The 22,482-nt window shown below is 57.6% G+C and carries 16 protein-coding genes and 1 pseudogene; 3 read left to right on the forward strand and 14 right to left on the reverse strand.

Annotation, left to right across the window (positions count from 1 at the left end):
- Nucleotides 1-133 precede the first annotated feature (133 nt).
- Nucleotides 134-5,344, reverse strand: coding sequence for an RHS repeat domain-containing protein (locus tag J5W70_RS02740; RefSeq protein WP_215832909.1), 5,211 nt, complete (start codon nucleotides 5,342-5,344; stop codon nucleotides 134-136).
- An 85-nt stretch (nucleotides 5,345-5,429) separates the two neighbouring features.
- Here J5W70_RS02740 and J5W70_RS02745 point away from each other — a divergent pair, with 85 nt between their 5' ends.
- Nucleotides 5,430-6,203 (forward strand): hypothetical protein, encoded by a 774-nt coding sequence (locus J5W70_RS02745; protein WP_215841935.1) that lies wholly within the window; start codon nucleotides 5,430-5,432, stop codon nucleotides 6,201-6,203.
- A 92-nt stretch (nucleotides 6,204-6,295) separates the two neighbouring features.
- Nucleotides 6,296-6,667 (forward strand): hypothetical protein, encoded by a 372-nt coding sequence (locus J5W70_RS02750; RefSeq protein WP_180973666.1) that lies wholly within the window; start codon nucleotides 6,296-6,298, stop codon nucleotides 6,665-6,667.
- Nucleotides 6,668-7,000: 333 nt separating this feature from the next.
- On the opposite strand, the gene J5W70_RS02755 is transcribed toward J5W70_RS02750, so the two are convergent.
- From J5W70_RS02755 to J5W70_RS02810, 12 genes and pseudogenes are all read right to left on the reverse strand, one after another.
- The gene (locus tag J5W70_RS02755) at nucleotides 7,001-7,558 is read right to left on the reverse strand and encodes a DUF5069 domain-containing protein (RefSeq protein WP_102722701.1); all 558 of its coding nucleotides are present in this window, start codon (nucleotides 7,556-7,558) and stop codon (nucleotides 7,001-7,003) included.
- On the reverse strand, nucleotides 7,555-7,977 hold the full coding sequence (atpC, locus tag J5W70_RS02760; protein WP_022397539.1) for an ATP synthase F1 subunit epsilon: 423 nt from the start codon (nucleotides 7,975-7,977) through the stop codon (nucleotides 7,555-7,557). The genes J5W70_RS02755 and atpC overlap by 4 nt, the downstream gene beginning before the upstream one ends.
- A 23-nt stretch (nucleotides 7,978-8,000) precedes the next feature.
- Complete coding sequence (gene atpD, locus J5W70_RS02765) at nucleotides 8,001-9,419, reverse strand: F0F1 ATP synthase subunit beta (protein ID WP_102722715.1); 1,419 nt, start codon at nucleotides 9,417-9,419, stop codon at nucleotides 8,001-8,003.
- Between the two features lie 77 nt (nucleotides 9,420-9,496).
- On the reverse strand, nucleotides 9,497-10,369 hold the full coding sequence (gene atpG / locus J5W70_RS02770) for an ATP synthase F1 subunit gamma (protein ID WP_022397541.1): 873 nt from the start codon (nucleotides 10,367-10,369) through the stop codon (nucleotides 9,497-9,499).
- Nucleotides 10,370-10,390: 21 nt separating this feature from the next.
- A pseudogene (atpA, locus tag J5W70_RS02775) lies at nucleotides 10,391-11,924 on the reverse strand (F0F1 ATP synthase subunit alpha).
- Nucleotides 11,925-11,942: 18 nt separating this feature from the next.
- Nucleotides 11,943-12,350 carry a F0F1 ATP synthase subunit delta gene (locus J5W70_RS02780; protein ID WP_022397543.1) on the reverse strand — a complete coding sequence of 136 codons (408 nt, stop codon included), beginning with the start codon at nucleotides 12,348-12,350 and terminating at the stop codon, nucleotides 11,943-11,945.
- Between the two features lie 8 nt (nucleotides 12,351-12,358).
- A complete protein-coding gene (locus tag J5W70_RS02785) occupies nucleotides 12,359-12,886 on the reverse strand; it encodes a F0F1 ATP synthase subunit B (protein ID WP_022397544.1) in 528 nt (175 codons plus the stop codon).
- 102 nt (nucleotides 12,887-12,988) lie between these two features.
- Nucleotides 12,989-13,210, reverse strand: a complete 222-nt coding sequence (locus tag J5W70_RS02790) for a h+transporting two-sector ATPase C subunit (protein WP_022397545.1) — start codon at nucleotides 13,208-13,210, stop codon at nucleotides 12,989-12,991.
- 82 nt (nucleotides 13,211-13,292) lie between these two features.
- On the reverse strand, nucleotides 13,293-14,231 hold the full coding sequence (locus J5W70_RS02795; protein ID WP_022397546.1) for a F0F1 ATP synthase subunit A: 939 nt from the start codon (nucleotides 14,229-14,231) through the stop codon (nucleotides 13,293-13,295).
- Between the two features lie 326 nt (nucleotides 14,232-14,557).
- Nucleotides 14,558-16,759 carry a hypothetical protein gene (locus J5W70_RS02800; protein WP_022397547.1) on the reverse strand — a complete coding sequence of 734 codons (2,202 nt, stop codon included), beginning with the start codon at nucleotides 16,757-16,759 and terminating at the stop codon, nucleotides 14,558-14,560.
- A 218-nt stretch (nucleotides 16,760-16,977) separates the two neighbouring features.
- A complete protein-coding gene (locus J5W70_RS02805) occupies nucleotides 16,978-19,446 on the reverse strand; it encodes a peptidoglycan D,D-transpeptidase FtsI family protein (protein WP_022397548.1) in 2,469 nt (822 codons plus the stop codon).
- A gap of 59 nt (nucleotides 19,447-19,505) precedes the next feature.
- Entirely contained in the window at nucleotides 19,506-20,135 is a 630-nt protein-coding gene (locus J5W70_RS02810) for a L,D-transpeptidase (RefSeq protein WP_022397549.1), read from the reverse strand.
- On the opposite strand from J5W70_RS02810, the gene J5W70_RS02815 reads away from it, so the two are divergent.
- Nucleotides 20,134-21,384 (forward strand): DUF5009 domain-containing protein, encoded by a 1,251-nt coding sequence (locus J5W70_RS02815; protein WP_215837093.1) that lies wholly within the window; start codon nucleotides 20,134-20,136, stop codon nucleotides 21,382-21,384. The genes J5W70_RS02810 and J5W70_RS02815 overlap by 2 nt on opposite strands.
- Nucleotides 21,385-21,565: 181 nt before the next feature.
- On the opposite strand, the gene J5W70_RS02820 is transcribed toward J5W70_RS02815, so the two are convergent.
- Nucleotides 21,566-22,399 carry a PEP-CTERM sorting domain-containing protein gene (locus J5W70_RS02820; protein WP_022397551.1) on the reverse strand — a complete coding sequence of 278 codons (834 nt, stop codon included), beginning with the start codon at nucleotides 22,397-22,399 and terminating at the stop codon, nucleotides 21,566-21,568.
- Nucleotides 22,400-22,482: the final 83 nt, after the last annotated feature.

Here is a 22,482-nt window from a genome sequence, read left to right on the forward strand (position 1 = left end):
ATCACTATCGTTAAGTCTCTTGCTGCTGGAATCTGTAGAAGATACAAATATATCATCTAAGTTTACAGAAGACTCTCGCAGGTGATCATCCCCCCACGAAAAAGAACCTAAACATAAATATATTATTAAGATATTAGTACCTAGTCTTCCCAGGTTTCGGAGGACGTGGCTTCGGTAGTAAAGGTTTTCCGTGTTCATCTAAAATAACAATATTTGCTTCTTTATTTGATTGAGGGTCATCGATCTGTCGCGCTACCAAGATAGCTGTGAAATCTTCTTCTGAGAATTGTGTTTTTATATCTTGATCCAACGTTTTTAGTCTGAGAGTTTTGCGAGCTGGTTTCGGAGTACTTTGAATAACATATGCAGGGACACTTTCAGGATTGTCCATTTTAGGAACTCTATGTCCATTAGCCCATACAAATCCATATCCAGTACGTTCATCTTCTGGAGAAAGGGAACCAGGTCCAAATACGCCTTCCAACCTTCCGCCTAGAACGAATCCTGTTTTTTCATTTATACCATCGTGTTTGAATACGATATTGTGAGAATGCCAAATTGCTACTTCACAATAATTTTTTGGAGCTACTTCTGGTTGGCGGTGATATGTTTTACTCTCTGCTTCGTGATTACTTACTTTATATGAATAGGAATTAGCTGTTTTTTTTCTAAATAAAGCTCCTCCATGCTCGACAGTTTGCCTGCCACTTAACATCTTAAAATTTGCTTTTTTAATAATTTTACTTAGTGCAGCTAAAATATGCTTAGATACTTCTTTTTTCAAGAATTTTGTTGCATTATCATAATCATCCATCAAAGCAGGCTTTAATCCTAATAAGTCTAATTTATTTATCACAGCATTTCTTGAAAATGCATATAAATTTGCTCCCCCCTGTTCATCAATAGGATCCCTGTTAATCCACCTGCCGTCTGTAGGATTCAGGTAGCGGTAATTGTAGTAGATCAGGCCAAGCTCGTCGTCCATGAACTCGCAGGAAAACCTGAACTTGTTTTCCTGAGCCCTGTCGCCCTGCGCCGTGATTAGGGCTCCAAGGGGGGCATATTCATAGCGCGCCCTTCGCGTCTGCTTACAGTCGAAGATGGAAGTGACGTTCTTCAGAGCATCGTGCATGAAGCAAAAATGTTCCTTTATTCCCGTACCATTATCCTTCCAGTTGGTCATCATCAAGATACGCGAGGCCATCGGTTCCGTCGGATCCCACAGATAGGTTTTCACAAGTCTGTAAGAAGGGCGCATCAAATCCAGTTGGGCCACCTGCAAATAGCCGCGGTAGAGGAACCAGCAATGGCTGGCTGTTAAGCCGTTGACGGTGATCTTCTTGCTGAAGCGTCTTCCCTGGTAGTCGTAGCCGCAGGTAAGGACAGTCCGTCCGTCTTTGCTGGTAAAAATTACAGGGCGGTCATTGGCATCATAGCTCACTTTCCAAATGCCGGTAGAAGTCTTGATTCTGGTCTGATTGCCGTCTGCATCGTAAGTGGGAATGAATGGTTCTGTATTTCTGGTAATGTCCGTGTACTGGTTAAGACAGTCGGCATTGTAGGATACTTCTTCCTCCAGTTCCCGTGCAGTCTTGCGGTTGCCGATGTTGTCGTACCGGTAGCTGTAGCTGCCTCTCTCCCTGAGTTGATCTCCAGTCAATTCACTGCGGCTGTTGTAAGTAAAATCTCTTACTGTGGCAGGAAGGGCGGCATCCCAGGAGTCCCGGCGTTGAACTGGACGCGTCAGGGCATCATACTGGTATTCATGACCGGCGGCCATGCCTCCATTTCCCTGTTTCTCATAGCCAATGGAAGCCACGAGGTTGAGCTTGGGATGGTAGATGTTTCTGCGAACCATGCCGTTGGGGTAGGTGAGCCGATTGAGGAAGCCGCTGGTTTCATCGTATTCCCAAGTGAAGGAAGAGGCCAAACCATCCAGATTCATCCCAATCATGCCACCTTTCCGATCGTAGTCAAGATGGGAGTGCTGCACCGTGCGGGTTCCGGTCATGAGGCGGTAGCCAGCGGAACGTCCGAACGTGTCGAATTCTTCCTGAAGGCTGCTTTCTACCGTTCCAAAGGAAGTGTCCCGAACCATTCTGCCGTAACTGTCATGGGAAAGTTCCCGGAGGCCGGAGGCGTCCCGAATAAAAGTCATCTGCCCGAGATGGTTGCAGGAGAACTCCCATCCCGGAGTATCGTCGCTGTGGGAGACGGAGACAAGTTCTCCTGTCAATGGAGCATAGGCGTACGTCGTGACAATGCCTCTGGCCTTGGTGACGGTTTCCGGACGGTTGAACTGGTCGTAGGTTCTGAGAACGCAGGAGCCGTCGGCATAGGTTTTCTTCAGTTCCATTCCCGTGGCCTCGTCGTAGAGCCAGGTGGTAGTGTCCCCGTCGGCGCAGCCGGAAGGATCAGTGGTGATGTCCCCTTCGTCCACCCTGAAAGTGGTCAGTGAGACCATACGATCGGCTTCATCGTAGGCGAAACAGGCCGGCTGGATGGACGTGCCGTATTCGGCTATCTTTCTTCCCTGGATGTCGTAGGAATAGCAAGTAGTACCTCCCATGGAATCGGTGATGGAAGCCACAGCATCGCAGCAGGGAAGGTAGCTGGTGGTGGTTACGTTGCCGGCTGCATCCGTGGTTTTGACTGGTCGTCCGTCTAAGTCAGTTTCAATCGTTGTGACGTTGCCCCGGGCATCCGTCTGATGCAGAATCATGCCTGTAGAGGTATAGGAGCGTTCCTGCGAGGAATGAATGCCCGCATGGTTCGTCTGGCTCACTGTAAAACCATCAATGACCAGGGATTCCGCCGTGATCTCCGAAGTCGGAATCCGGCTGAACTGCGTACGCGTGACCGGGTCGGTGTATTCGCTCCACTGTACATGTTGATGTCCGTAAATATCCTGGGTAATGGATTTGTTTTCCAACAGCGGATTGAGCTGTGAAACCATGTTTTCCGTGATCTGAGTGAGGGGAAGTCCGTCGGCATTATAGGTGGTAGAAGTCTGCACCTGGTAGACGCCGTCTTCCCGGAGCCGGTAACAGGAGGAGTTTTCCGAGACTCTGTTTCTAGAGGGATCATCCGGATGGAGGTCGTCCAGCTGGACGGTCCGCCTCACGGCGTGTCCCAGTTCATTGTAGACGGTGACTGTAGAGGCCATGTCTTCCATATGGGAACGAACCGGTTGCCCCTTGGCATTGTAGAAGTTTCGAGTGACGATAAAATCTCCTAGAGTATTGGGATGTTCCTGCCTGATGGTCTGTCCAAAGCCGTTTTCTAAAGTCCGGGATAGTACCACCCCCTTTGACAAGGTCATGGTCAGGATGCCTTCTTCTGTCAGCTCCAGCCGGGTCTCCATCTCTCGCTGGCCGGTTCCTCCCTCCAGAATGACAGTGCCGTCGTAATAGGTTTTGGTAACCAGAGTGGCCCCTGCCGGAGTGGTAACCGTGGTGGTAAGTCCGTCTTCGCTGTATTCAGTCCGAGTCACGCGACCAAGAACATCCGTCGTGGCAATCGTTCTTCCCAAATTGTCATACTCCGTCCTTTCCACCGTGGTCATGGGCCCTACATCCCGTCGTGTGGCTATGGTTCTTCCCGCCGCATCATAGCTGTAGGAGGTAATCATTTCAGGCGTGGGTTCCGTCGCCGCACGAATAGTTTCCACCAGCTGCTTGGCCGAGTTGTACCCATAGCTGGTGGTGATGCCGTCTTCATCGGTTTCCCTCAACGGCCCACAGCACATCCACTCAGTCGTGCTGAAGCGGCCGTTGCCCCTCGTCGTTTTGATCAACTTCCGCTCGGCATCGTATTCGTAGTCCTCCGATGAGACCAAAGACCAGTCTTTCCCGGTGTGAACGTATTGTTCTTTCCTAGTGGTGGTGCCGTTTTCAGCAAGGTAGTGTACACTCCTGGTGCTTTGCGCGGGAACAATAGTTCCATGGGCCTGTACGGTTGCCGTTACCTTGTGGAGCGCTCCGTATTCGGTAGCGGCTTCATAGGTGTAGACCGTCTGGACACCGTCGATGCCCTGGATCATCTTCTGGCGCCCCCGGGCGTAGGGGTATTCGGCTCCTTCACCATAGGTTTCCGAAATGCTCGCATGGACCTGGTCGGAACCCAGGGCGGTTTCCGTCACCGTGGTCCGGGTGGCCTGCGGGCTGTCTTCATACGTGTAGGTGCGCTTGAGAAGTTGGGTTTCTTCTCCATCCTCGGCAATAACCACCTCGGTTTCCGTGGCTGGCCTGAAGTCGTTAAAGCGCAAGTCGGCGTAAGTCGTGCGTGTCCCCTTTTCACCGCCACCGGCCCAGGGAGTGGCTTGCAAGATGACCCGTCCCTGCTCGTCGTACTCGTAGCGCGTGTACCCTCCATCGGGCTTGATCTCCAGGGACACCCGGAACTGGTCGTTGTAGGTGTAAAGCGTAGTCTGAGCCAAAGGTGTGTTGTAGCCCTGGGTGCTGCTGATGGTCAACCAGCCTCCCTCGGTGTACTTCTTGACTGTACGCGTGCAGGAAGAAGGCGTTTCATCGTCGATGCCGCGCAAGCTCTCAATCATTTCCCATTTGCCTCCGGGCAGCACGTTTTTCTCCACCGTTCGCACGGTGCGCTCATCCCCCTCTCCCTGGATGGTCGTCACCTTGTTGCCCTCCGTCCTTCGCTGCGTTCGGAAGACAGGCATCCCTTCCCTCTGTTCGGCGATATCCATCACCTGCACGCCCTGGTCGGAGCTCAATTCATAGCTGACCGTCTTGTAGGGAGTTCCGGTGCCGGCAAAGCCGCGCGCATTCTTGCTCACCTGGCCGGGATCGTACCATTCCAGGGTGAGCCTGTTGCCTTCCCCAACCGCCTGGAGCAGTCCCTGGGACTTGGACCAGATGCTTTGAATGGCTCCCGTGGAAGGATGGCGGTTCACCTTCATCTGACGGGAATAATCTTCCGCCGTGGTTTCCACGCCGGAGGCGGAGACCATGGAGACGACCTTTCCGGTGGCTGCCGAGAAGCGCAGGGTGCGCCCATTGCTCTGGACCATGTCCAGATAGGCGGGAGAGCCGCTGGTGCAGGGAGACTTGTCGGCATTCAGCTTCTGAACCTTGTAGTTCAACTTGCGCGAACTTCCGGAGACGGAGGCTTCGGCATGGCCGTCAGAACTCTGGAAGGAGATGGAACTGCCCGTGGGTCGTTTGACGGAGATCTGTCCGGTTTCGGGATTGCAGGAGGCGGTCCATTCGAGGGGATGCTTGTAGCGCAGGGTGATGGAAGAGGGGGCGGAAGGTTCGGCAAGGGTGCGGGAAAGCGTGGGATTACCTCCTTCACTTCCGCCTCCGGAATCGCCCTCGCCCACTTCAAGCAGTCCTTCGCAGTCGTCGGCTCCATCCGGGTTGCCGCCGAAGAAATGGGAGGTGTTCTTGCTGCAATCGGACTGTTCGATGTCTTCGTCGCAATCACAGGAACAGGGACATGGGCAACCTCCTTCCTCCGGCTCGCTGGAGGAAGAAGAGAGTGAACTGGAACTGCTGCTGGAAGAAGAACTGGAGCTGGAAGAACTCGATGAACTTGACGAGGACCAGGAAGAACTGCTTGACGAGGAAGAGCTGGAGCTACTCAAGGAACTTGAGGACGAAGAACTGGAACTGCTGGAGGACGACGAACTGGAAGAAGAACTGGAGCTGGAAGAACTCGATGAACTTGACGAGGACCAGGAAGAACTGCTTGACGAGGAAGAGCTGGAGCTACTCAAGGAACTTGAGGACGAAGAACTGGAACTGCTGGAGGACGACGAACTGGAAGAAGAACTGCTGGAACTGCTCGAGGAAGAGCTGGAAGACGGAGCGCTGCTGGAGGAAGTTGGAGTCTCGGGCACCAAGGAACTGCTGTGGAAACTGGAAGACGACCAGCTGCTGGAAGAAGATGAGGAAGAACTGGAGCTGCTGGATAGAGACGAACTGGAAGAAGAATCCGGAAGCTCGGGTGCCCAAGAACTCTGCTGGGAGCTGGAAGACGAGCTGTTGGAGGAGGAAGAGCTGGAACTGCTGGAAGAGGAACTGGAGCTGCTGCTTGACTTGGGGTCAAACTCAAACGAATCTCCTCCCCCTGCCGAACTGCTCGACGAATCTCCTTCTTCCATCTCCTGGTACAGGTTGACCAGAGTCAGGACGGTTTCTCCCTCCTTGCCGGCGGGAGTGTTTTCCGCCAGCAGGTAATAATCCAGGTCGGGCTCTCCTTCCTTGTCGCACATTAAGGCAATGCAGAACTCCTGTTGGTCCTCCGCGGCAGGCTGGTGTTGGTGGACGATATGGCACCAGTAGTATCCCTGTTCGAACTGGATCTGGCGACAGAGAGGAGCGGAAGATCCGGCCTCCGTGGAGAGTTCCAGATCCTTGGCGGGAATGGAAAGGGAAATGGAGGAGAGGGCGTGAAGGTGGAGAAAACAGGTGGCGGGAGCCATGACCTTGAGGTATCCGAACCATTCGTGCCGGGTGGGGGAGGAAGCAGTTCGTTTGGGGATAAGGACGGGAGCGGTGAGACCGTTGACCAGGAAGTTGCCCTGGGGCTGCCCGTTGGGGTACATGGGAATGAAGGGGTAGACGGTGTCCATGGCGCCGATGTTGAAAGTGTTGTTCATGGCAATGAAATGATGTTGGTTCAATGGTTGCAACTACCATGAGAACAAGAATTACCAGTGTAAACACGCCGCGAACGTTATGGTATTCAAATACACGATAATATTATCAACATAGGTATTTCGTAAAATACATAATACTTCTTCTGATTCTCTTGATTAATCAAGGCGACAATACAGATTTTTCCAGCGACCAGCTTTAAAGTCCCAATCAAGCACAAGACATCTGATCATCCATATCCAGGACGCTAGATACCGCCGGTCAGCGAACTTTCTTTCCTCCTATAAGATTTCCCTGGAAGCACCGTCTAACCGAACGTCAGTTCTACAGACGCTCTGCTTCACCAAGCCTCCTCCCACCGTCACGATGCAGAAACATCATTCACCATCGACCGGTTTGGCCGTGGAACTCAGCGTGCACTGGCGCACGTAGTCGTACACCTTGGGGTCACTGTCTCCCGCGGCCCAGACCACTCGCAGGAAGTCAGCGGGATGGATGTTGCCGTGTTCCCGGAAGAAGCGGCGGTCGTTCTCACAGCAGTAGATGATGTCATCCCCCATGGAGCCGGCCAGCTTGGCCCGCGCCTTGGCAATCAGGCGCGGAAGGTAGGGAAGGCCGCTGAGTTCATCCCCGAAGCCCGGCAGGTCATACCCGATGACGGGCTTGCCCTGGTAAAACTGCCCGTGCTGGATGGTCAGGAAGAAGTCCCTGCGCGCCGCGGCCATCAATAGTACCGTGGTGGGGGAAGGTTCTCCCGTGCGGGCATAGAGTTCCACAAAGTCAAACAGTTCCCGCGTGCGGCAGCCGATGGAGGACAGGAAGATGATTTCCTGGTCCGTAAAGAAGCCGTCCACATTCCTGTGGCCTTCATGGTAACGCCCCACCGCCTCGCGGAAAAGGTCGTAAAACGTGTCGTTCCAGTCTTCCGCCATCATCTGCCCGGGGATTTGTGTTTGCGCTTGAAGTTGAGCATCATGATCTGCTTGGTCAGGTTCGCCTCAAACCGGGCCTGTTCCTCGCGGGACATTTCCGAGCGGGCCTTCAACACTTCCTGCGCTTCCTGAATGGCCCGTTCCACGCTGCCTTCGTCAATCTGGGAGGAGTTGAGCGCGAGGTCGGTCACCATCAGGACGTGGTCGTCATTAACCTGCACAAAGCCGGTGCCCACCACCATGCTTTCCTCAGGGCCGTCCATGGGCTTGTAGCGGAGTTCCCCCGGTTCCAGGGAGGTAATCAGGGCCGTATGATGTTCCAGCACGCCCATCTCCCCGAGACTGCCGGGCAGGTAAACGTATTCCACGGTGGCGGCAACCGCCACTTCATCCGGGGTAATGACTTTGAACTCCATGCTCATGGTTTGGAACGGCGGGAAAAGGGTTATTTGGCTTCCTTGAGGACATCATCTATGCCGCCGCGCATGAAGAAGGCGTCTTCCGGAACCATGTCCAGCTTGCCTTCCAGGATTTCCTTGAAGCCGCGGACGGTTTCCGAGACGGGCACGTAAGCGCCGGGAATGCTGGAGAAGACTTCCGCCACGTGGAACGGCTGGGTCAGGAAGCGCTGGATTTTGCGGGCGCGGCTCACGATGAGCTTGTCTTCTTCCGAAAGCTCGTCCATGCCCAGAATGGCAATCATGTCCTGAAGGTCCTTGTAGCGCTGCAGTACCATCTGCACGCCGCGCGCCACTTCGTAATGCTCGTTCCCCACGATTTCCGGAGCCAGGGCCTTGGAGGTGGAGGACAGCGGCTCTACCGCAGGGAAGAGCCCCTGGGCCGCCAAAGAGCGTTCCAGCACCACCGTGGAATCCAGGTGGGCGAAGGTGGTGGCCGGAGCCGGGTCCGTCAGGTCGTCCGCAGGAACGTACACGGCCTGCATGGAGGTGATGGAACCGTGCTTGGTGGAGGTGATGCGTTCCTGAAGGTCCGCCATTTCCTCCGCCAGGTTTGGCTGGTAGCCCACGGCGGACGGCGTGCGGCCCAGCAGGGCGGACACTTCCGACCCCGCCTGGGAGAAACGGAAAATGTTGTCAATGAAGAGAAGTACGTCCTTGTGCTCCTCGTCGCGGAAGTATTCCGCCATCGTCAGGGCGGACAGGGCCACGCGCAGACGGGCGCCGGGAGGCTCGTTCATCTGTCCGTATACCAGGGCCACCTTGGATTCCTCCGGCTTTTCCAGATTAATCACGCCGGATTCTATCATTTCATTGTACAAGTCGTTCCCTTCACGGGTGCGTTCCCCCACCCCCGCAAAGACGGAGAGGCCGCTGCGCGCCTTGGCAATGTTGTTGATGAGTTCCATGATGAGCACGGTCTTGCCCACCCCCGCGCCGCCGAAGGCGCCGATTTTGCCGCCTTTCAAGAAAGGGCAGATGAGGTCGATTACTTTGATGCCCGTTTCCAGCACTTCCGTGCTGGTGGATTGCTCGTCCAGCGGCGGAGCGCTGCGGTGAATGCTTTTCATGCCGGAGCAGGAGAGCGCGCCGCGTTCGTCCACGGCTTCACCCAGCACATTGAAGATGCGGCCAAGAACGCACTGCCCCACCGGTACCTCAATGGGGTGCCCCGTATCGCGCACGCGCATGCCGCGGCGCAGGCCGTCCGTGGAACTCATGGCCACGGCGCGCACCCAGCCGTCGCCGATGTGCTGCTGGACTTCCAGCACCAGGGTCTTGCGCTTTCCGTCGACTTCATAGTCCACTTCCAGGGCATTGAGCAGGGCGGGAAGCGTTTCAGCCTGGGAGAAATCCGCATCGACCACGGCGCCGATGATCTGAACGAGAGTGCCTGTGTTATTCATCATGAGAAAAACTTGGTGTTGAAATGGAAGGGATGAGGGTTTTGTTTGAAAAAGGGGTAAAAGAAGCGGAGTCCACGTTATTCCATGGCGCGCATGGCCGTGGTGATTTCCAGCAGTTCATTGGTGATTTGCGTCTGGCGCGCCTTGTTGTAATCCAGGGTAAGGCCGTCGATGATGTTTTTGGCGTTTTCCGTGGCCCCCTTCATGGCGACCATGCGGGCGGAGTGCTCGGATGCACGGGCTTCCAGCACGATCTGGACCAGCCCATGGAAGACGTAAAGGGGCAGGATGGTATCCAGCAGGGCGGCGGGGCTCGGTTCCAGCAGGAATTGCTTATGGGCGTCTTCTCCGTCCAGGGCTGCGCCCCCGGCCTTCGCCATCTTCATCAACGGTTCCGGTTCAATGGGGAGAAGCTGGCGGAAGATAGGCTTCTGGACCATTGTGTTCACAAAGCCGGAGAAGGCTACGAAGACGCGCCCGTATTCCTCCGCCTTGAATTTCTGCACAATGAAGTCGAACACCGGCTTCAGTTCCAGCAGGGAGAGCGGGTCCGTCAGGCTCCAGGTGGCTTCCAGCCGTTCATTCCATTTGGCCAGCGCGGCGTTCAGCTTGCGGCCGATGGTGATGTAGTGGGCGTTTTCCGGAGCGTGCTCCCGGGTCATTTTGATGAGGTTGGCATTCAGGCCGCCGCAGAGGCCGCGGTCCGTGTTCACCAGCAGCACCAGGTCCGCGCCGCCGTGGGTCTGCATCAGGGGGCTGTTGCTGGTGTCTATTTCATCCTGGAGATGGTAGAGCACTTCCGCCAGGGCGCGGATATAGGGGCGCCCCTTCACGGCCTGGTCCTGGGCGCGGCGCATCTTGGCGGAGGCCACCATCTGCATCGCCCTGGTGATCTGGGACGTGTTTTTGACGGATTTGATCCGGCGTCTGATGTCTCTCAGGTTGCCCATGTTTCAGTGCTCCCGTAATCGTTAGTTCCAACTGAGCTTGAAGGATTCAATGGCGGCTTTAAGCCCCGCGTCTATTTCCGGCGTCAGATCCTTTTCCCTCAGGATGCTTTCCAACAGGTCCGGATGCTGGTCCTTCATGGTGGCTTCCCACGCGTTCTGGCATTCCTTGATCCTGTCCACCGGAACATCGTCAAAGTACCCCTTCTGCATGGCGTACAGGTCCGCGGCCTCTAGCCCCAGGGATTTGGGTTCATACTGGTTCTGCTTGAAGAGTTCCACGATGCGCTGGCCGCGGGCCAGCTTGGCCTTCGTGCTGGGGTCCAGGTCGGACCCGAATTGGGCGAAGGCCTGCAATTCCGTGAATTGGGCCAGGTCCAGCTTGATGGAGCCGGCCAGCTTTTTGATGATTTTCGTCTGGGCGGAGGAACCCACGCGGGAGACGGAAATGCCCACGTTAATGGCGGGGCGCACCCCCTGGTAGAACAGGTCCGTTTCCAGGAATATCTGGCCGTCCGTGATGGAAATGACGTTTGTGGGGATGTAGGCGGAAACGTCCCCGGCCTGCGTTTCAATGATGGGGAGGGCCGTCAGGGAACCGCCGCCGTGTTCCTTGTTGATGCGCGCGGCGCGTTCCAGCAGGCGGCTGTGCAGGTAGAATACGTCCCCCGGATACGCCTCGCGACCGGAGGGGCGGCGCAGAATCAGGGAAATCTGGCGGTAGGCCACGGCATGCTTGGAGAGGTCGTCGTAGACGATGAGGGCGTCCTCCCCCTTGTCCATGAAGTATTCGCCCATCGCGCAGCCGGCATACGGGGCCAGGTACAGCATGGCGGCAGGGTCGGAGGCGGAGGCCGCCACCACGATGGAGTATTTCATGGCGCCCGTTTCTTCCAGCTTTGCCACGAGGCGGCTGATGTTGGCGCGCTTCTGGCCGATAGCCACGTAGATGTTGTAAAGGGGCTGGTGGTCCGGCAGCTTGCCTTCCTCCGCCAGGCGGTTCTGGTCCGCCTGGGCGATCATGGTATCCATGGCAATGGCGGTTTTCCCGGTGGCGCGGTCCCCAATGATAAGCTCGCGCTGGCCGCGGCCGATGGGAATCATGGCGTCAATGGGCAGAATGCCCGTCTGCACGGGAACAGTGACGGACTGGCGGGAGATAATGCCGGAGGCGATTTTTTCCACAGGATAATACGCTTCCGCCTCAATCGGCCCCTTGCCGTCAATCGGCTCTCCCAGCGTGTTCACCACGCGGCCCAGCAGGGACCGCCCCACGGGCACGGAAAGAAGGCGTCCGGAGCATTTGACCAAGTCCCCTTCCTTCAAATTGGAATCATCCCCCAGAATCACGGCGCCCACCTCATGTTCTTCCAGGTTCATCGCCAGGCCCCATCACGCCCCCGGGGAACTCAATCATTTCATTGAGCATCACGCCGCTCAGCCCTTCGATTTTGGCGACGCCGTCCCCCACGGAACGAATAACGCCCACGTTTTCCTGGCTGACGGAAGCCGTGGCTTTTTTAATTTCTGCTTCGAGTTCTTGAAGTATGTTGCTCATGGAAAAAAGTTTCGTTGGTTAATTGGAAAGATTGCGGGCCATCTCGGCCAGACGGTCAATTCTGGAGCGTACGGAACCGTCTTTCACGTCGTCCCCCACCTGGATGCGGATGCCCCCCAGCAGGTCCGGCGCCACCTCCCAGTGGTAGTAGAGGCCGTCGCCATATTTGGCCGTCAGCTTGGCTTGAATTTGGGAGCGTTCCTCCTCTGTCAGCGGTACGGCGCTTTGAATGGTGGCCGTACGGCTTTTCACGGTGTATTCCACCATGCGGGAAAAGGCCGTCAGCAGAGCGACATAGTTACGGGGTTTGCGTTCCGCAATTTTCCGGGCGATCAGGCGCACGCGGTCCTCCGCCACGGTATTCCCGTCCATGCAGAGCCGGAACAGCCTGCGGGCGGCATTGAGCGTGTCCTTTCCGATCTTCATAAAGCGTATCAGGAATCCAGGCTGTCGATCGCTTCCCGGTTGATTCTCCGCTGGTCTTCTTCCGTCAGCATTTTTCCGGTGACCTGGGCGGCAGCCAGGGCCACCAGCTGGCCGAATTGTTCTTTCAGCGCTTCGCGTTCCTTCTGCTGTTCCAGTTCCGCAAGCTGCCGGGCCTTTCTGACTATTTCCTCCGCCTTTTGGGAGGCCACGGTTTCCTGTTCCTCCAGCAGGCGGGAGGCGGCGGCCTTGGCGGCGTCTATCTTTTCCTGTCCCTTTTCGCCCGCTTCCACCAGCATTTCATGCGTCTGTTCCTTCACGGAAGCCAGCTGGCGCTCGCTTTCCTCACGCATTTCCTCTCCCTCCTCAATGCGCTGGCGCCTTTTTTCCAGAACGTTCTGGATGGGCTTGAACGCCAGGTAGCGCAGGATCACCACCATCAGGATGAAGGCGATCAGGTTGGCAACAAAGGGTTCCCAGCTTGTCACCCCGAAGGGCGCAAAGGGATTCCAGGACTGGTCGGCTATGAGATTCAGCATAAAATGAACGGGTTGAAACATGCCGGAAGTTTTCCGGACCGGCAGGAACGGCTGCGCCGCCCCGGAGCGGAAGAAGCTCCCTCCGGGAACGGGGCCTCCGGGTTATTTCACAAAGATGGAGATGAGGGCCACGCCTTCAATCAGGGCGGCCAGCGTAATGGCAATCACCATGATGGGGGAGGAGGCTCCCGGGTTGCGCCCGGTGGCTTCCGCGGCTTTCGCGCCGATGAGGCCGATGCCGAGGCCGGCGCCGATGGTGACGAGGCCGAAGCCCACGTTGCCGGACAGTTCGGCCAGGGAGGTCATTGCGGTAGGATCAATCATGTTATTGGTATGGTTTATGTTTTTTGTTGAACGTTCCCCCACAGGTTGCCCATGGTCCGGAACGGAAAGTTGGCGGTGCGGCTTATGAGGCCTTTCCGGACGGCAGGCTGTCCGGCACGGATGGTTCTTTTCCCTCATCCTTGGCGGCATGGCCGTGGGCATCCCCGTCCCCCACTTGCAGTTTGAGGAAAATCGCCGTCAGGAGGAGGAAGACCAGAGCCTGGATGAAGCCCACCAGCAGCTCAATCGCCAGAAACGGGAGTACGCACAGGGCGCTGAGGACGGGTCCGAACATGTGGGCCATGGTGTCAATGATCGTTTCCCCGGCGTAAATGTTGCCGTAAAGACGGGCCGCCAGCGCAATAGGACGGATCGTAATGCTCAGGACATCCACCAGACCCACGAAGATAAAGATGAGCACCAGCACGAATCCCATGAAGCCGGGCAGTCTTCCCTTGGGCCCGAACAAGTGGATGAAGAAGCCTTTCAGGCCCTGTTCCCGGATGGACCAGTAAAGCCACATCAGCGCATAAAAGATGCCCAGGAACATCGTCACGTTCATGTCCGCATTCGCGCCGCGGAACAGCGGCACTCCGTTATAGGTGATGGTCCCTACCCCGGGGAGAAGCCCCATGTAGTTGCTGACCAGGATGATGGTGAAGATGGTTCCGAAGTACCAGAAGTACTTGCGCGTCAGTCGCGGCCCCAGCAGGGATTCCACAAAGTTGTACAGAGTCTCAAAGAAGTATTCCACCGCATTCTGGAACCGGGACGGCAGAATGCGCATGGCGCGGGTGGCGAACCATACAACCACCCCTATCAGCAGAACCGCCAGAAAGAGCATCAGCATGGAGTTGGACACCGGCAGTTCAATGCCGCCTGGAAGCGGAATGGAGAACAAGTGGGGGGCGGCCTGCTCCAGTCCGTGCTCCGCTCCTTCCTCCGCCGCACACGCGCTGCCGCCCATCATGCCGGGCACCGCCAACGCCGCCAACCACAGGAACTGGAAAAATCTGCTCATCGTCTATCTTTCACCATTATCGCGCCAACTCCTGTAAATACGGGAAAAGGGAAGCCATTCCCTTTATTTGACGGTTTTGATTGTGTACTCTCCCCTCCCCCTTGGCAAGCCCAAAACTTGGCACGCGCACAAATTATATACATTTGTATATAATCTTAAGGCGGCGGCAGGCTTGCCGTTGCAAAACTCCGTTTTTTCTTCCGGGCATTAAAAAATTTTTCCGGAGATAACTTCCAGAACGGCAGGAACAAGAAGCTTCCGCCATCAACAAAAAAGCTTCCGGAAATTTCTTCCCGGAAGCCTGTAAATCCAATGGGAAACCCCTGTTATTTGGCAGCGGAAATAACGTGGATGTGGTACACGTCCCTGCCGTCCGCGGCCTTGCGCCCCGTAGCATGCACGCCCGCGACGTCGGAGGTGATCACGTCCAGGGTTTCCACGGCCTTCCGGATATCCTTGTTGCCTTCCGCCGCGCTCTTCAGGGCGTCACGGACCGGGACGAGGTTAAGCTGGAATTCCAGCGGAGCCACCTGCCCCGGGGCCTTCATGGATTCCTTGATGACTTCCATGCCGAAGGCCTTCGGCATGCTGATGGCCCAGCGGGTGTCGGAAACGCTCACCACCGGATTCAGGTCGGCGCCCAGCGGGCACTCGTAATCGTAGGTGGTGACATCCCCTTCCACGGAGGATTTGGGGGAGGGCAATTCCGTCATCTTGCCCTGGCTGGCCAGGGTAACGATGGTCTTGGCGGCGTCAGACACTTTCTGCCACGCTTCGCCCAAGGCGGCACGGTTCTTCACTTCATAAGCCGCGGAGAAGCGCGGGGCCGGAACATTCTTGAGCGTGGGGCTGGGAGCGCCCTGCATGTCCATGATGAACACGCCGGAATCCGTAAGGCCGGAAAGTGCGGTCTTATACGCCTTCCAAAGTTCTTCAATGGTGGGCCGGGCCATCTGGAGCATGGGAGCAACCATGCGGATCTGGTCGCTTACGTCATGCTTCGGGTTGGAAATATACGCATTGCCGTAATCCCATACGATCTGGGCAACATTCTCATACAGGGAGCAGCCCATGTCAACAATCTGCGGATTGATGCGGAAGGAAGAATACAGCACCGTATCCGCCCCGGGACGGACGGAGTTCATGGAGGAGGGAGCGTCCAGGAGGTAGAATTCAAGCGGATACGTGCAGGCTTCCACATGCACTCCCTGGTCCTGCCACGCGTAGTAGGAAACGGGCGTGGCATTCTGCGCCACCTTTTCATACAGCCCAAGGAGGCTGCCCTTCATGGAATCAAGCGCGGCCATGGAAGGAGCCAGATCGGCAATCTTCCAGTCGGCGCCTACCGTCTGCATCAGGTCCTTCAACCCGGAGAACATGCCCTTGTAGTAGGCGATGTCCAGGTTAATAAGGCCCTTGGCGCAAGCCTTGTCCGCAAATATCAGGCCATAGGCGGGATACTGGAGCTGGGCGTCAGCCATGGAGAAATCCGGACGCGCCAGAACAGAATCCTGGGGGGAAGCCGCCAGGCGGACCTGCTTTTCAGGATTGGTGGTTATAAAGCCCACCAGGGTATCATCCACGAAAGCGACGGCCACATACAGCTTGGATTCGTCCAGACGCTTGAGAGCCGCCTTGAGACGGTCCAGGTTTTCCTGGGAGATGTTCATCTTGGCTTTTGCCTCATCCAACTTTTCTTCCAGCTTCACGCGCACTTTCTTGCAGTCCACCTCCGCCACCTTGCAGGGCAGGCCGTTGTAGGTCTTGTCATACAGGGAAACCAGTCCATGAAGTTCCATGTCCTCCGGGAGGTTGGCGTCCTTCAGGGTGGCCTTGGCCTGGGCCAGGGCGTCCGGAGTCAATTTGGCGGCTACCATCACGGGCGCCGTAGCAGCCTCGGAAGGGCGCAGATCCACCAAATCAGCCCACTGGATAAGCATCTCAACGTACCTGTTGACCATTGCCTCCTGGGCCGTGTCACTGGCGCCCTTGCTTCCATCAGCGGAGGCCTGGAAAAGCTTGTAAGCGGACAAAATTCCCTGCATCTGGTTCAGCCCCATGCCGGTAAAAGCGGGCTGCGCGCTATCCATCCACGGAGCCCATTCGGGGCCGAAGCCGATCATCGCGTCAATGACGGGGGTGTTGACGGAGCACTTTTTCCGGACGGGCTTGGGTGCATCCTCTCCCGGAATGGCTATGGATTCATCAGCGTCTTCCCCAGCGGAGCAGGAACCCCAGGTTTTGACCATGTTCAGATTCTGAACGCTCCTGATCATGCCGGGGACGTCGTAAACACCGGCTACAATACCCATGTCCATGGGAAAGAGGGCGGCGATTCCGAGCCGTTCCGCACGCTTCGCCACCAGATCGGAGGCAACGGGAGCGGAGGGATCAAGCGAAGAAGCCGGGGTTAAGCCGGCGGCATCCTGTCCGGCCTTGGCGGAAGATGATTTATTGTCGTCAGAGCAGGCGGCAAGAGCGCAGGTCAGCGCAAAACAGGGTATGGAGTAGAAATAATGCGTTTTCATTATCTTTAAACGTGGGGGTCATGATGCCATCCAACAAAAGCGCCGCTCCTTACGGCAACAGTCTCATCGACGCGCACCATCCGCATTATATAGGCGCTTCCCCGCAATGACGCAAGCACAATGAAAAGCATTAACGGGCCAAAGGCCATGCATGACCCTGTTACGGCGAACGCCCTGAAAAGCATTGCCGGACGATTCCGCCTTCCTTAAAAGCCGGTCTAAAGAGGTTCCGCCATGGGAATGTCATCCTCCGGAAGGGGGGCCTGCGGCGCGGGAGCTCTTACGGGAGAGGAATGGTTGAGATGGCGGGGAATCTGATGGGGAAGGCCGGGAATGTAGTCGGAATCTCCGCGTCGGGGCGTGAGGGGTGCGGCGGAAGGCTCCTCCGACAAGGAAGGCGCGGACGGCCTGGCATGCCCGGAGGAACCGCCCACCGGGGTCGCCTTGATTTCCGCATCGGAAGAGTCGTCCAGATCGGCAGGGATTTCATGAACCTTGATGGGCTCCATTCCTTCCGGATCATACAGGCCGGGCGGCAGATTGTCCGGCACTACGGCAGGCGATCCCCCGCGTTCGCGAAGGGCGGCGGCAGCCGTTTCCGGGGTTTCCTCCACCGGTTCCGCTACCGGGATGTCGTCCTTGGGCGGGTCAATGATGGCCTTGATGTCCTTCTTCTCCGTCTCAAAGAATTCCTTCACGATGGGGGCGGCAGCGGCGCCCCCGCCCAGCCGTTCGTGGGCGCGGCCTTCATACAGCACCACATAGGCGAAGCGGGGATTGTCACAGGGCATGAAGCCGGCGAACCACGCCAGGCGCTTGTCTTCCCGTTCCGGTCCCCACTGGGCCGTGCCGGATTTGCCGGCGATGCTGGAATAGGACAGGCGGGCGCGGCCGCCCGTGCCGCCTTCAATCACCTCCCTCATGCCCTTGCGCACGCTGGCCAGGGCACGTTCATAGGCTGGCAGGGGGCGCTGGACCTCCTGGGGCTTGGGAGCGTAAATGACATTGGCGTTGCCGTCCTGAATCTGCTTGATGAGCTGGAGCCTGGGCAGGTAGCCGTTCGCCACGCCGGACATCATGTGCGCCACCTGGAGGGGCGTGACCAGCAGCGTTCCCTGGCCGATGGAAAGGTTGGCGGCGTCTCCGGACATGAAATCCCGCTTGTAGTTGCGGATCATGTAGTCGCTGGTGGGCACCAGGCCGGGATCGTCCGGAATGGGCAGCCCGGTGCGCTCACCAAGTCCGAAGGCGCGGGCCGTATCCATCAGGGCTTCCGCTCCCAGCTTGAGCCCCATCTGGTACATGAACGGGTTGTTGGACATCGCCAGGGCGCGGATGCAGTTGATGTCCCCCAGGGGCGTCTTGCTCCAGTTGTTGAAAACGTGGTTGCCGATCGTGATGGATGCCGGGCAGTAGATCTGCGTATTTTCCGTGATCTTGTTATTTTTCAGGGCGCTGGCCACCGTCAGCACCTTGAAGGTGGAGGCGGGGGGGTAGCGCCCCTGGAAGGCGCGCGCGCCCAGCGGTCCGGCGGGGTCGTTGCGCAGGGCATCGTAATCCTTCTGGGATATGTTCGGAATGAACATGTTCGGGTCATAGGACGGCGTGGAGGCCATTACCAGCACTTCACCCGTTACGCAGTCCAGCACCACCATGGCGCCGCGCCTCTTGCCGCGGGAAAGGATGCGTTCCGCATCCCGCTGCCATTTCAGGTTCAGGGTGGTGACGATGGCGCCGCCGGGCTTGGGGCGTATCTGAAGTTCATCCAGAATCTTGTTGCCGTCCTCGTCAAACATCAGGCGCCATACGCCGGGCGTCCCGGTCAGGTCCTTGTTGAATTCCTTTTCCAGTCCCGCGCGGCCTTCCACCTGTTCCCACAGCGGGTCCATATGGTTGATGGGGCCGGTAGGCAGTTTTCCCTTGGAACCCACATAGCCGATGATATGTCCGGCGATTTCCTTTTCCGGATAGGAACGGATGTAGATGGGCAGCAACTGGAGGCCGCGCACCCCCTTCACCTTGTCCTTCAGTTTTTCCGCTTCCTCTGCGCGGATGACGTTGGTGAGGGGAAGAGGCAGCCAGCGGCGGTGCTCATAGTGCTTCCAGAGCTGGTCATCGGAAAAGGACCACGCCTTTCCGGCAATTTTCTTGGCCTGTTCCAGGCAGTTGCGCCCGAAGTCCACCACGCGGGAACGATCGGGATTTTCAAAAATTTCAAAACGCAGGGCCAGTTGGTAGGCCACGGAGGTCACGGCCAGAGGCTCTCCGTTGCGGTCCAGAATGGGGCCGCGCGGAGCCGGAATCAGCAGGGCCATGGTTCTGGCGGAAGGCCGCGTGCTGGTGTGCGCTTCCCGCGCCGCATCCATCCTTCCCCCCTTGAGGGAGGGAATCAGGGACAGGGAATCCAGGCCGTTCTGCTCCTTCTCCGTTTCCTTGGGCATTTCCGGGGCGTCAGCCACGCCTTCCCGTTCACCGGACGCCGTGCCGGATTCCCTCTTCTTATCCCCCAGGTCAACCGTTTCCACGGCGTCATCCTCTCCGCGCTGCTGCGCCGCAGCCTGGCGCACGGGCGTTCCCCCGCGGGAAGGCGAATGGCGTGAGGAGGACTGGCCCCAGGCCGTATCCGCCGTCCAGGCGGCCAACCCGGCCAGCAATACCAGGGAACGTATCAGAACCTTCATTTTCATCAGCTTGCAGGAGTGTGACAGATGCACCGTAAGGAATCAACGATTATTCACGCTCGCGCTTATTCCTGAACTACTACGGTTGTTCCCATGCCGCATTTGTCAAACAAAATGCGGCATGCCTCCACAGGCACCCGGATGCACCCATGGGAATTGGCGTCCCGGAACACCGTGCCCACATGCAGCCCTATCCCGCCGTGAATGCGCATCCACAGCGGCATCTTGGCGCCGATGAATTTGCCGCCGGACGGCACGCGGGAAGAAGAGGTGGCGTCCGAATTCACGCACAGGCCGCTTGCATCAAACACGCTGCCATAGGACCGGGAGCGGTAGTCCGCATCCTTCTGAATGATGGAGAATTTGCCGCGGGGCGTCTCATGGGTGGATCTGCCAGTGCACACGGGAAAGTTCATGGCCGGCTGGCCGTTGACCCACAGCACGCCGCGCTGGTCCTTCAAATGAATCACGATTTTGCTGTTCCGCGTCTGCGCCTGCCGGATGCGCTCGTCATGGTACCAGATGTCGCGCGTGAAGCGGTACTGGGGGTCCGCTACAAAAGCGTCATAGGAAGAAGAGTACCTGCCGTCCTTCATCAACGGCTTGCCATGCGGAGTCTTGGGCGTGGAGGAACAGGCAGCCAGCAGCAGGGAGACACACAGGAAAAGGAGAAAGGCGAGAGGGGAGCGCGGCATGCGGCCTGCTTTACCCTCTTCCCCCGTGGAAATCAAGCACGATTCCCCTCTGTTCCGGCATGTTTGGAGGAATCCTGATAAAGACGCCCTTTTCCGTCCGTACCTGTTCCCGTTCTTCCTCCCCGCCGCCATGACCGCCTCCTCTTCCGTTCCCGCCCGTCCCCCCCGGCTACACTCCCTGGATGCCCTGCGCGGGCTGGACATGCTCATCATCCTGGGGCTGGACGCTCTGGTCCTGCTCCTGGCCGCCAGAAATCCGGAAAACGCCTTCCTCCGGGAAGCCGCGCGCCAGATGTCGCATGCCCATTGGGCAGGATTGCACCTGTATGACCTGGTGTTCCCCGTCTTCGTGTTCATCTCTGGCGTTTCCATGTCCTTCTCCCTGGCGAAATACACCGGCGGAAACGCCTCTGCGGCCCCCGGGCTTCTCCACCTTTGGAAACGAGCCTTCGTTCTGGCCTTCCTGGGCCTCCTGGTCAACGGAACGCTTACCTGGACGGAGGATATGCGTTACGCCTCCGTTCTGGGCCTGATCGGCTTTTCCTGCGCCATCGCAGGCACGTGCATCCTGCTGTGCCGCCGCACGGGAGCGATTGCGGCGGCGGCGGGAGGCCTTCTGGGCCTCATCGCCCTGCTTCAATTCACCTGCGGCAGCTTCACGCCGGACGGCTCCGTCAACTCCTGGGTGGACATGCACTGGCTTCCCGGCCGTCTGCACGGAGGCGTCTTTGATCCGGAAGGCCCCCTCTGCATCGCCTCCGCTTCCGCCCTGTGCATGGGCGGATGGCTGGCGGGAAAATTTTTGAAGGAAAGCCGCCTGCCTTCCGTCCGCCTCTGCATGGCGATGATGGGAGCGGGAATCCTCCTCTTTTCCGCCGCCCGAATGCTGGACGGCGCCTATCCCATCATTAAAAGCATGTGGACCGGCACCTTCGTTCTGGCCGCTGCCGGAATCTCCCTGATGCTCCTGTCCCTGTTCCATCTGGCCGTCGACGCATGGAACGGCGGAAAATGGGCCAAATGGGCCTTTCCCCTCCGCGTCATCGGCGTCAACGCCCTGGCCGCCTACCTCATCCACGCCCTGCTCAACGTGCATGAACTCAACCAGCGCATCTTCAGCGGCGCGGCGGACTTCTTCCCGCCTTTCCAGCCCGTATTGCTCGCCGTTTCCCTTCTCCTGCTGCAATGGCTGGTTCTGCTCTTTTTTTACAGGCGCCGCGTATCCTTCGCCAAAAGCCCGGCCAAGTGACGGCGTGGATGAAAATCCTGGCTATGAGGCCGGCTCTCTCCGGAAGACACCCCGTTATGAATACTCCCATCCGGAGAACCGGACAGCCGCTAAAAACGGTGGCCATGACCGGATAAACAAAAACGCCCCTCCCGTACAGGAGAGGCGCTTCCGAAAACCAGTCCGGACAGCAACGCCCGACTCAACGCATCCGGCGGCGGCGCAGCAGGGCCAGCAGAAGACCGGCGGCGGAAAGGCCTGCCGCAGCAGGTTCCGGAACTGGAGCCGCTCCGGTGATGTAATGAATCTTCACGTTGGCCCAGGCTCCCCCATTGGTGGTGATCCAATACTTGCCCACATTTTCTTCCGTAGCTTCCAGCGGACCGTCCGCACGGGTCAGGATATTCCCGTCAGCGTCCCTGACCACATAGTCAACCGTATCAAAGCCGTTGCCGCCCGAGGAGGAGGAAGCGTTCTGCCCCAGCAGTTCACGCACCGCAGTCCCGACGGTTCCGGTGGTCGTGTACGGATCAATGGCGGCCTGGATGGTTCCCCCGCTCGCATTGATCCAGAGGCTGGTCGTCGCAAGACGTCCGTTTAATCCGAAATCCCAAACATACCCCGTGGACAGCCCGCCTCCCAGCGCTCCTGAATTGATGCTGGAATCAATAGTCAAGTTGCCCCAGAGCTGCGTATTGCCTGAGTTCAGGGAAAAAGATTTGTCCATGTCCACGTTCCCTAAAACCAAGGCCCCTCCCGTATTGTTGCTGAGAGTACCCGTGCCTTTCAGAACAAACTGGTCGACATTCCTGTAATTCAGGCTCCCCGCGCCGGCGGTGGAGATGGAGGCGTCACTGTTGATGATGATGCTGTTTCCCGCGCCGAGAGTAGTAGGAGGCACGCCGGCCTCCGTCCAGTTGTCCGCGTCCGTCCAGGAGGATCCGTCCCCGTTTCCCGTCCACTGATAGGTGGCCGCTGCGCCTAGGCCGGACAAGGCAACCAGGACGCAGGAAGCAGTGAATAAGGTTTTCTTCATAAAATCAAAAGTTAAATATGGATATGAATGGATCCGCACCTATCGCCGGACTGCTGCACAAATCCGCTCCCGGGAGCGTTCTG

It is taken from the genome of Akkermansia massiliensis (assembly GCF_018847375.1).
GTDB lineage: Bacteria > Verrucomicrobiota > Verrucomicrobiia > Verrucomicrobiales > Akkermansiaceae > Akkermansia > Akkermansia massiliensis.

Excerpts from the sequence above, each read along its gene's own strand:
- J5W70_RS02745 (WP_215841935.1), top strand. The coding sequence starts at position 5,430 with ATGTCTTCGTCGCAATCACAGGAACAGGGACATGGGCAACCTCCTTCC.
- J5W70_RS02750 (WP_180973666.1), top strand. The coding sequence starts at position 6,296 with ATGGCACCAGTAGTATCCCTGTTCGAACTGGATCTGGCGACAGAGAGG.
- J5W70_RS02755 (WP_102722701.1), bottom strand. The coding sequence starts at position 7,558 with ATGATGGCGGAAGACTGGAACGACACGTTTTACGACCTTTTCCGCGAG.
- atpC (WP_022397539.1), bottom strand. The coding sequence starts at position 7,977 with ATGAGCATGGAGTTCAAAGTCATTACCCCGGATGAAGTGGCGGTTGCC.
- atpD (WP_102722715.1), bottom strand. The coding sequence starts at position 9,419 with ATGAATAACACAGGCACTCTCGTTCAGATCATCGGCGCCGTGGTCGAT.
- atpG (WP_022397541.1), bottom strand. The coding sequence starts at position 10,369 with ATGGGCAACCTGAGAGACATCAGACGCCGGATCAAATCCGTCAAAAAC.
- J5W70_RS02780 (WP_022397543.1), bottom strand. The coding sequence starts at position 12,350 with ATGAAGATCGGAAAGGACACGCTCAATGCCGCCCGCAGGCTGTTCCGG.
- J5W70_RS02785 (WP_022397544.1), bottom strand. The coding sequence starts at position 12,886 with ATGCTGAATCTCATAGCCGACCAGTCCTGGAATCCCTTTGCGCCCTTC.
- J5W70_RS02790 (WP_022397545.1), bottom strand. The coding sequence starts at position 13,210 with ATGATTGATCCTACCGCAATGACCTCCCTGGCCGAACTGTCCGGCAAC.
- J5W70_RS02795 (WP_022397546.1), bottom strand. The coding sequence starts at position 14,231 with ATGAGCAGATTTTTCCAGTTCCTGTGGTTGGCGGCGTTGGCGGTGCCC.
- J5W70_RS02800 (WP_022397547.1), bottom strand. The coding sequence starts at position 16,759 with ATGAAAACGCATTATTTCTACTCCATACCCTGTTTTGCGCTGACCTGC.
- J5W70_RS02805 (WP_022397548.1), bottom strand. The coding sequence starts at position 19,446 with ATGAAAATGAAGGTTCTGATACGTTCCCTGGTATTGCTGGCCGGGTTG.
- J5W70_RS02815 (WP_215837093.1), top strand. The coding sequence starts at position 20,134 with ATGCGGCCTGCTTTACCCTCTTCCCCCGTGGAAATCAAGCACGATTCC.
- J5W70_RS02810 (WP_022397549.1), bottom strand. The coding sequence starts at position 20,135 with ATGCCGCGCTCCCCTCTCGCCTTTCTCCTTTTCCTGTGTGTCTCCCTG.
- J5W70_RS02820 (WP_022397551.1), bottom strand. The coding sequence starts at position 22,399 with ATGAAGAAAACCTTATTCACTGCTTCCTGCGTCCTGGTTGCCTTGTCC.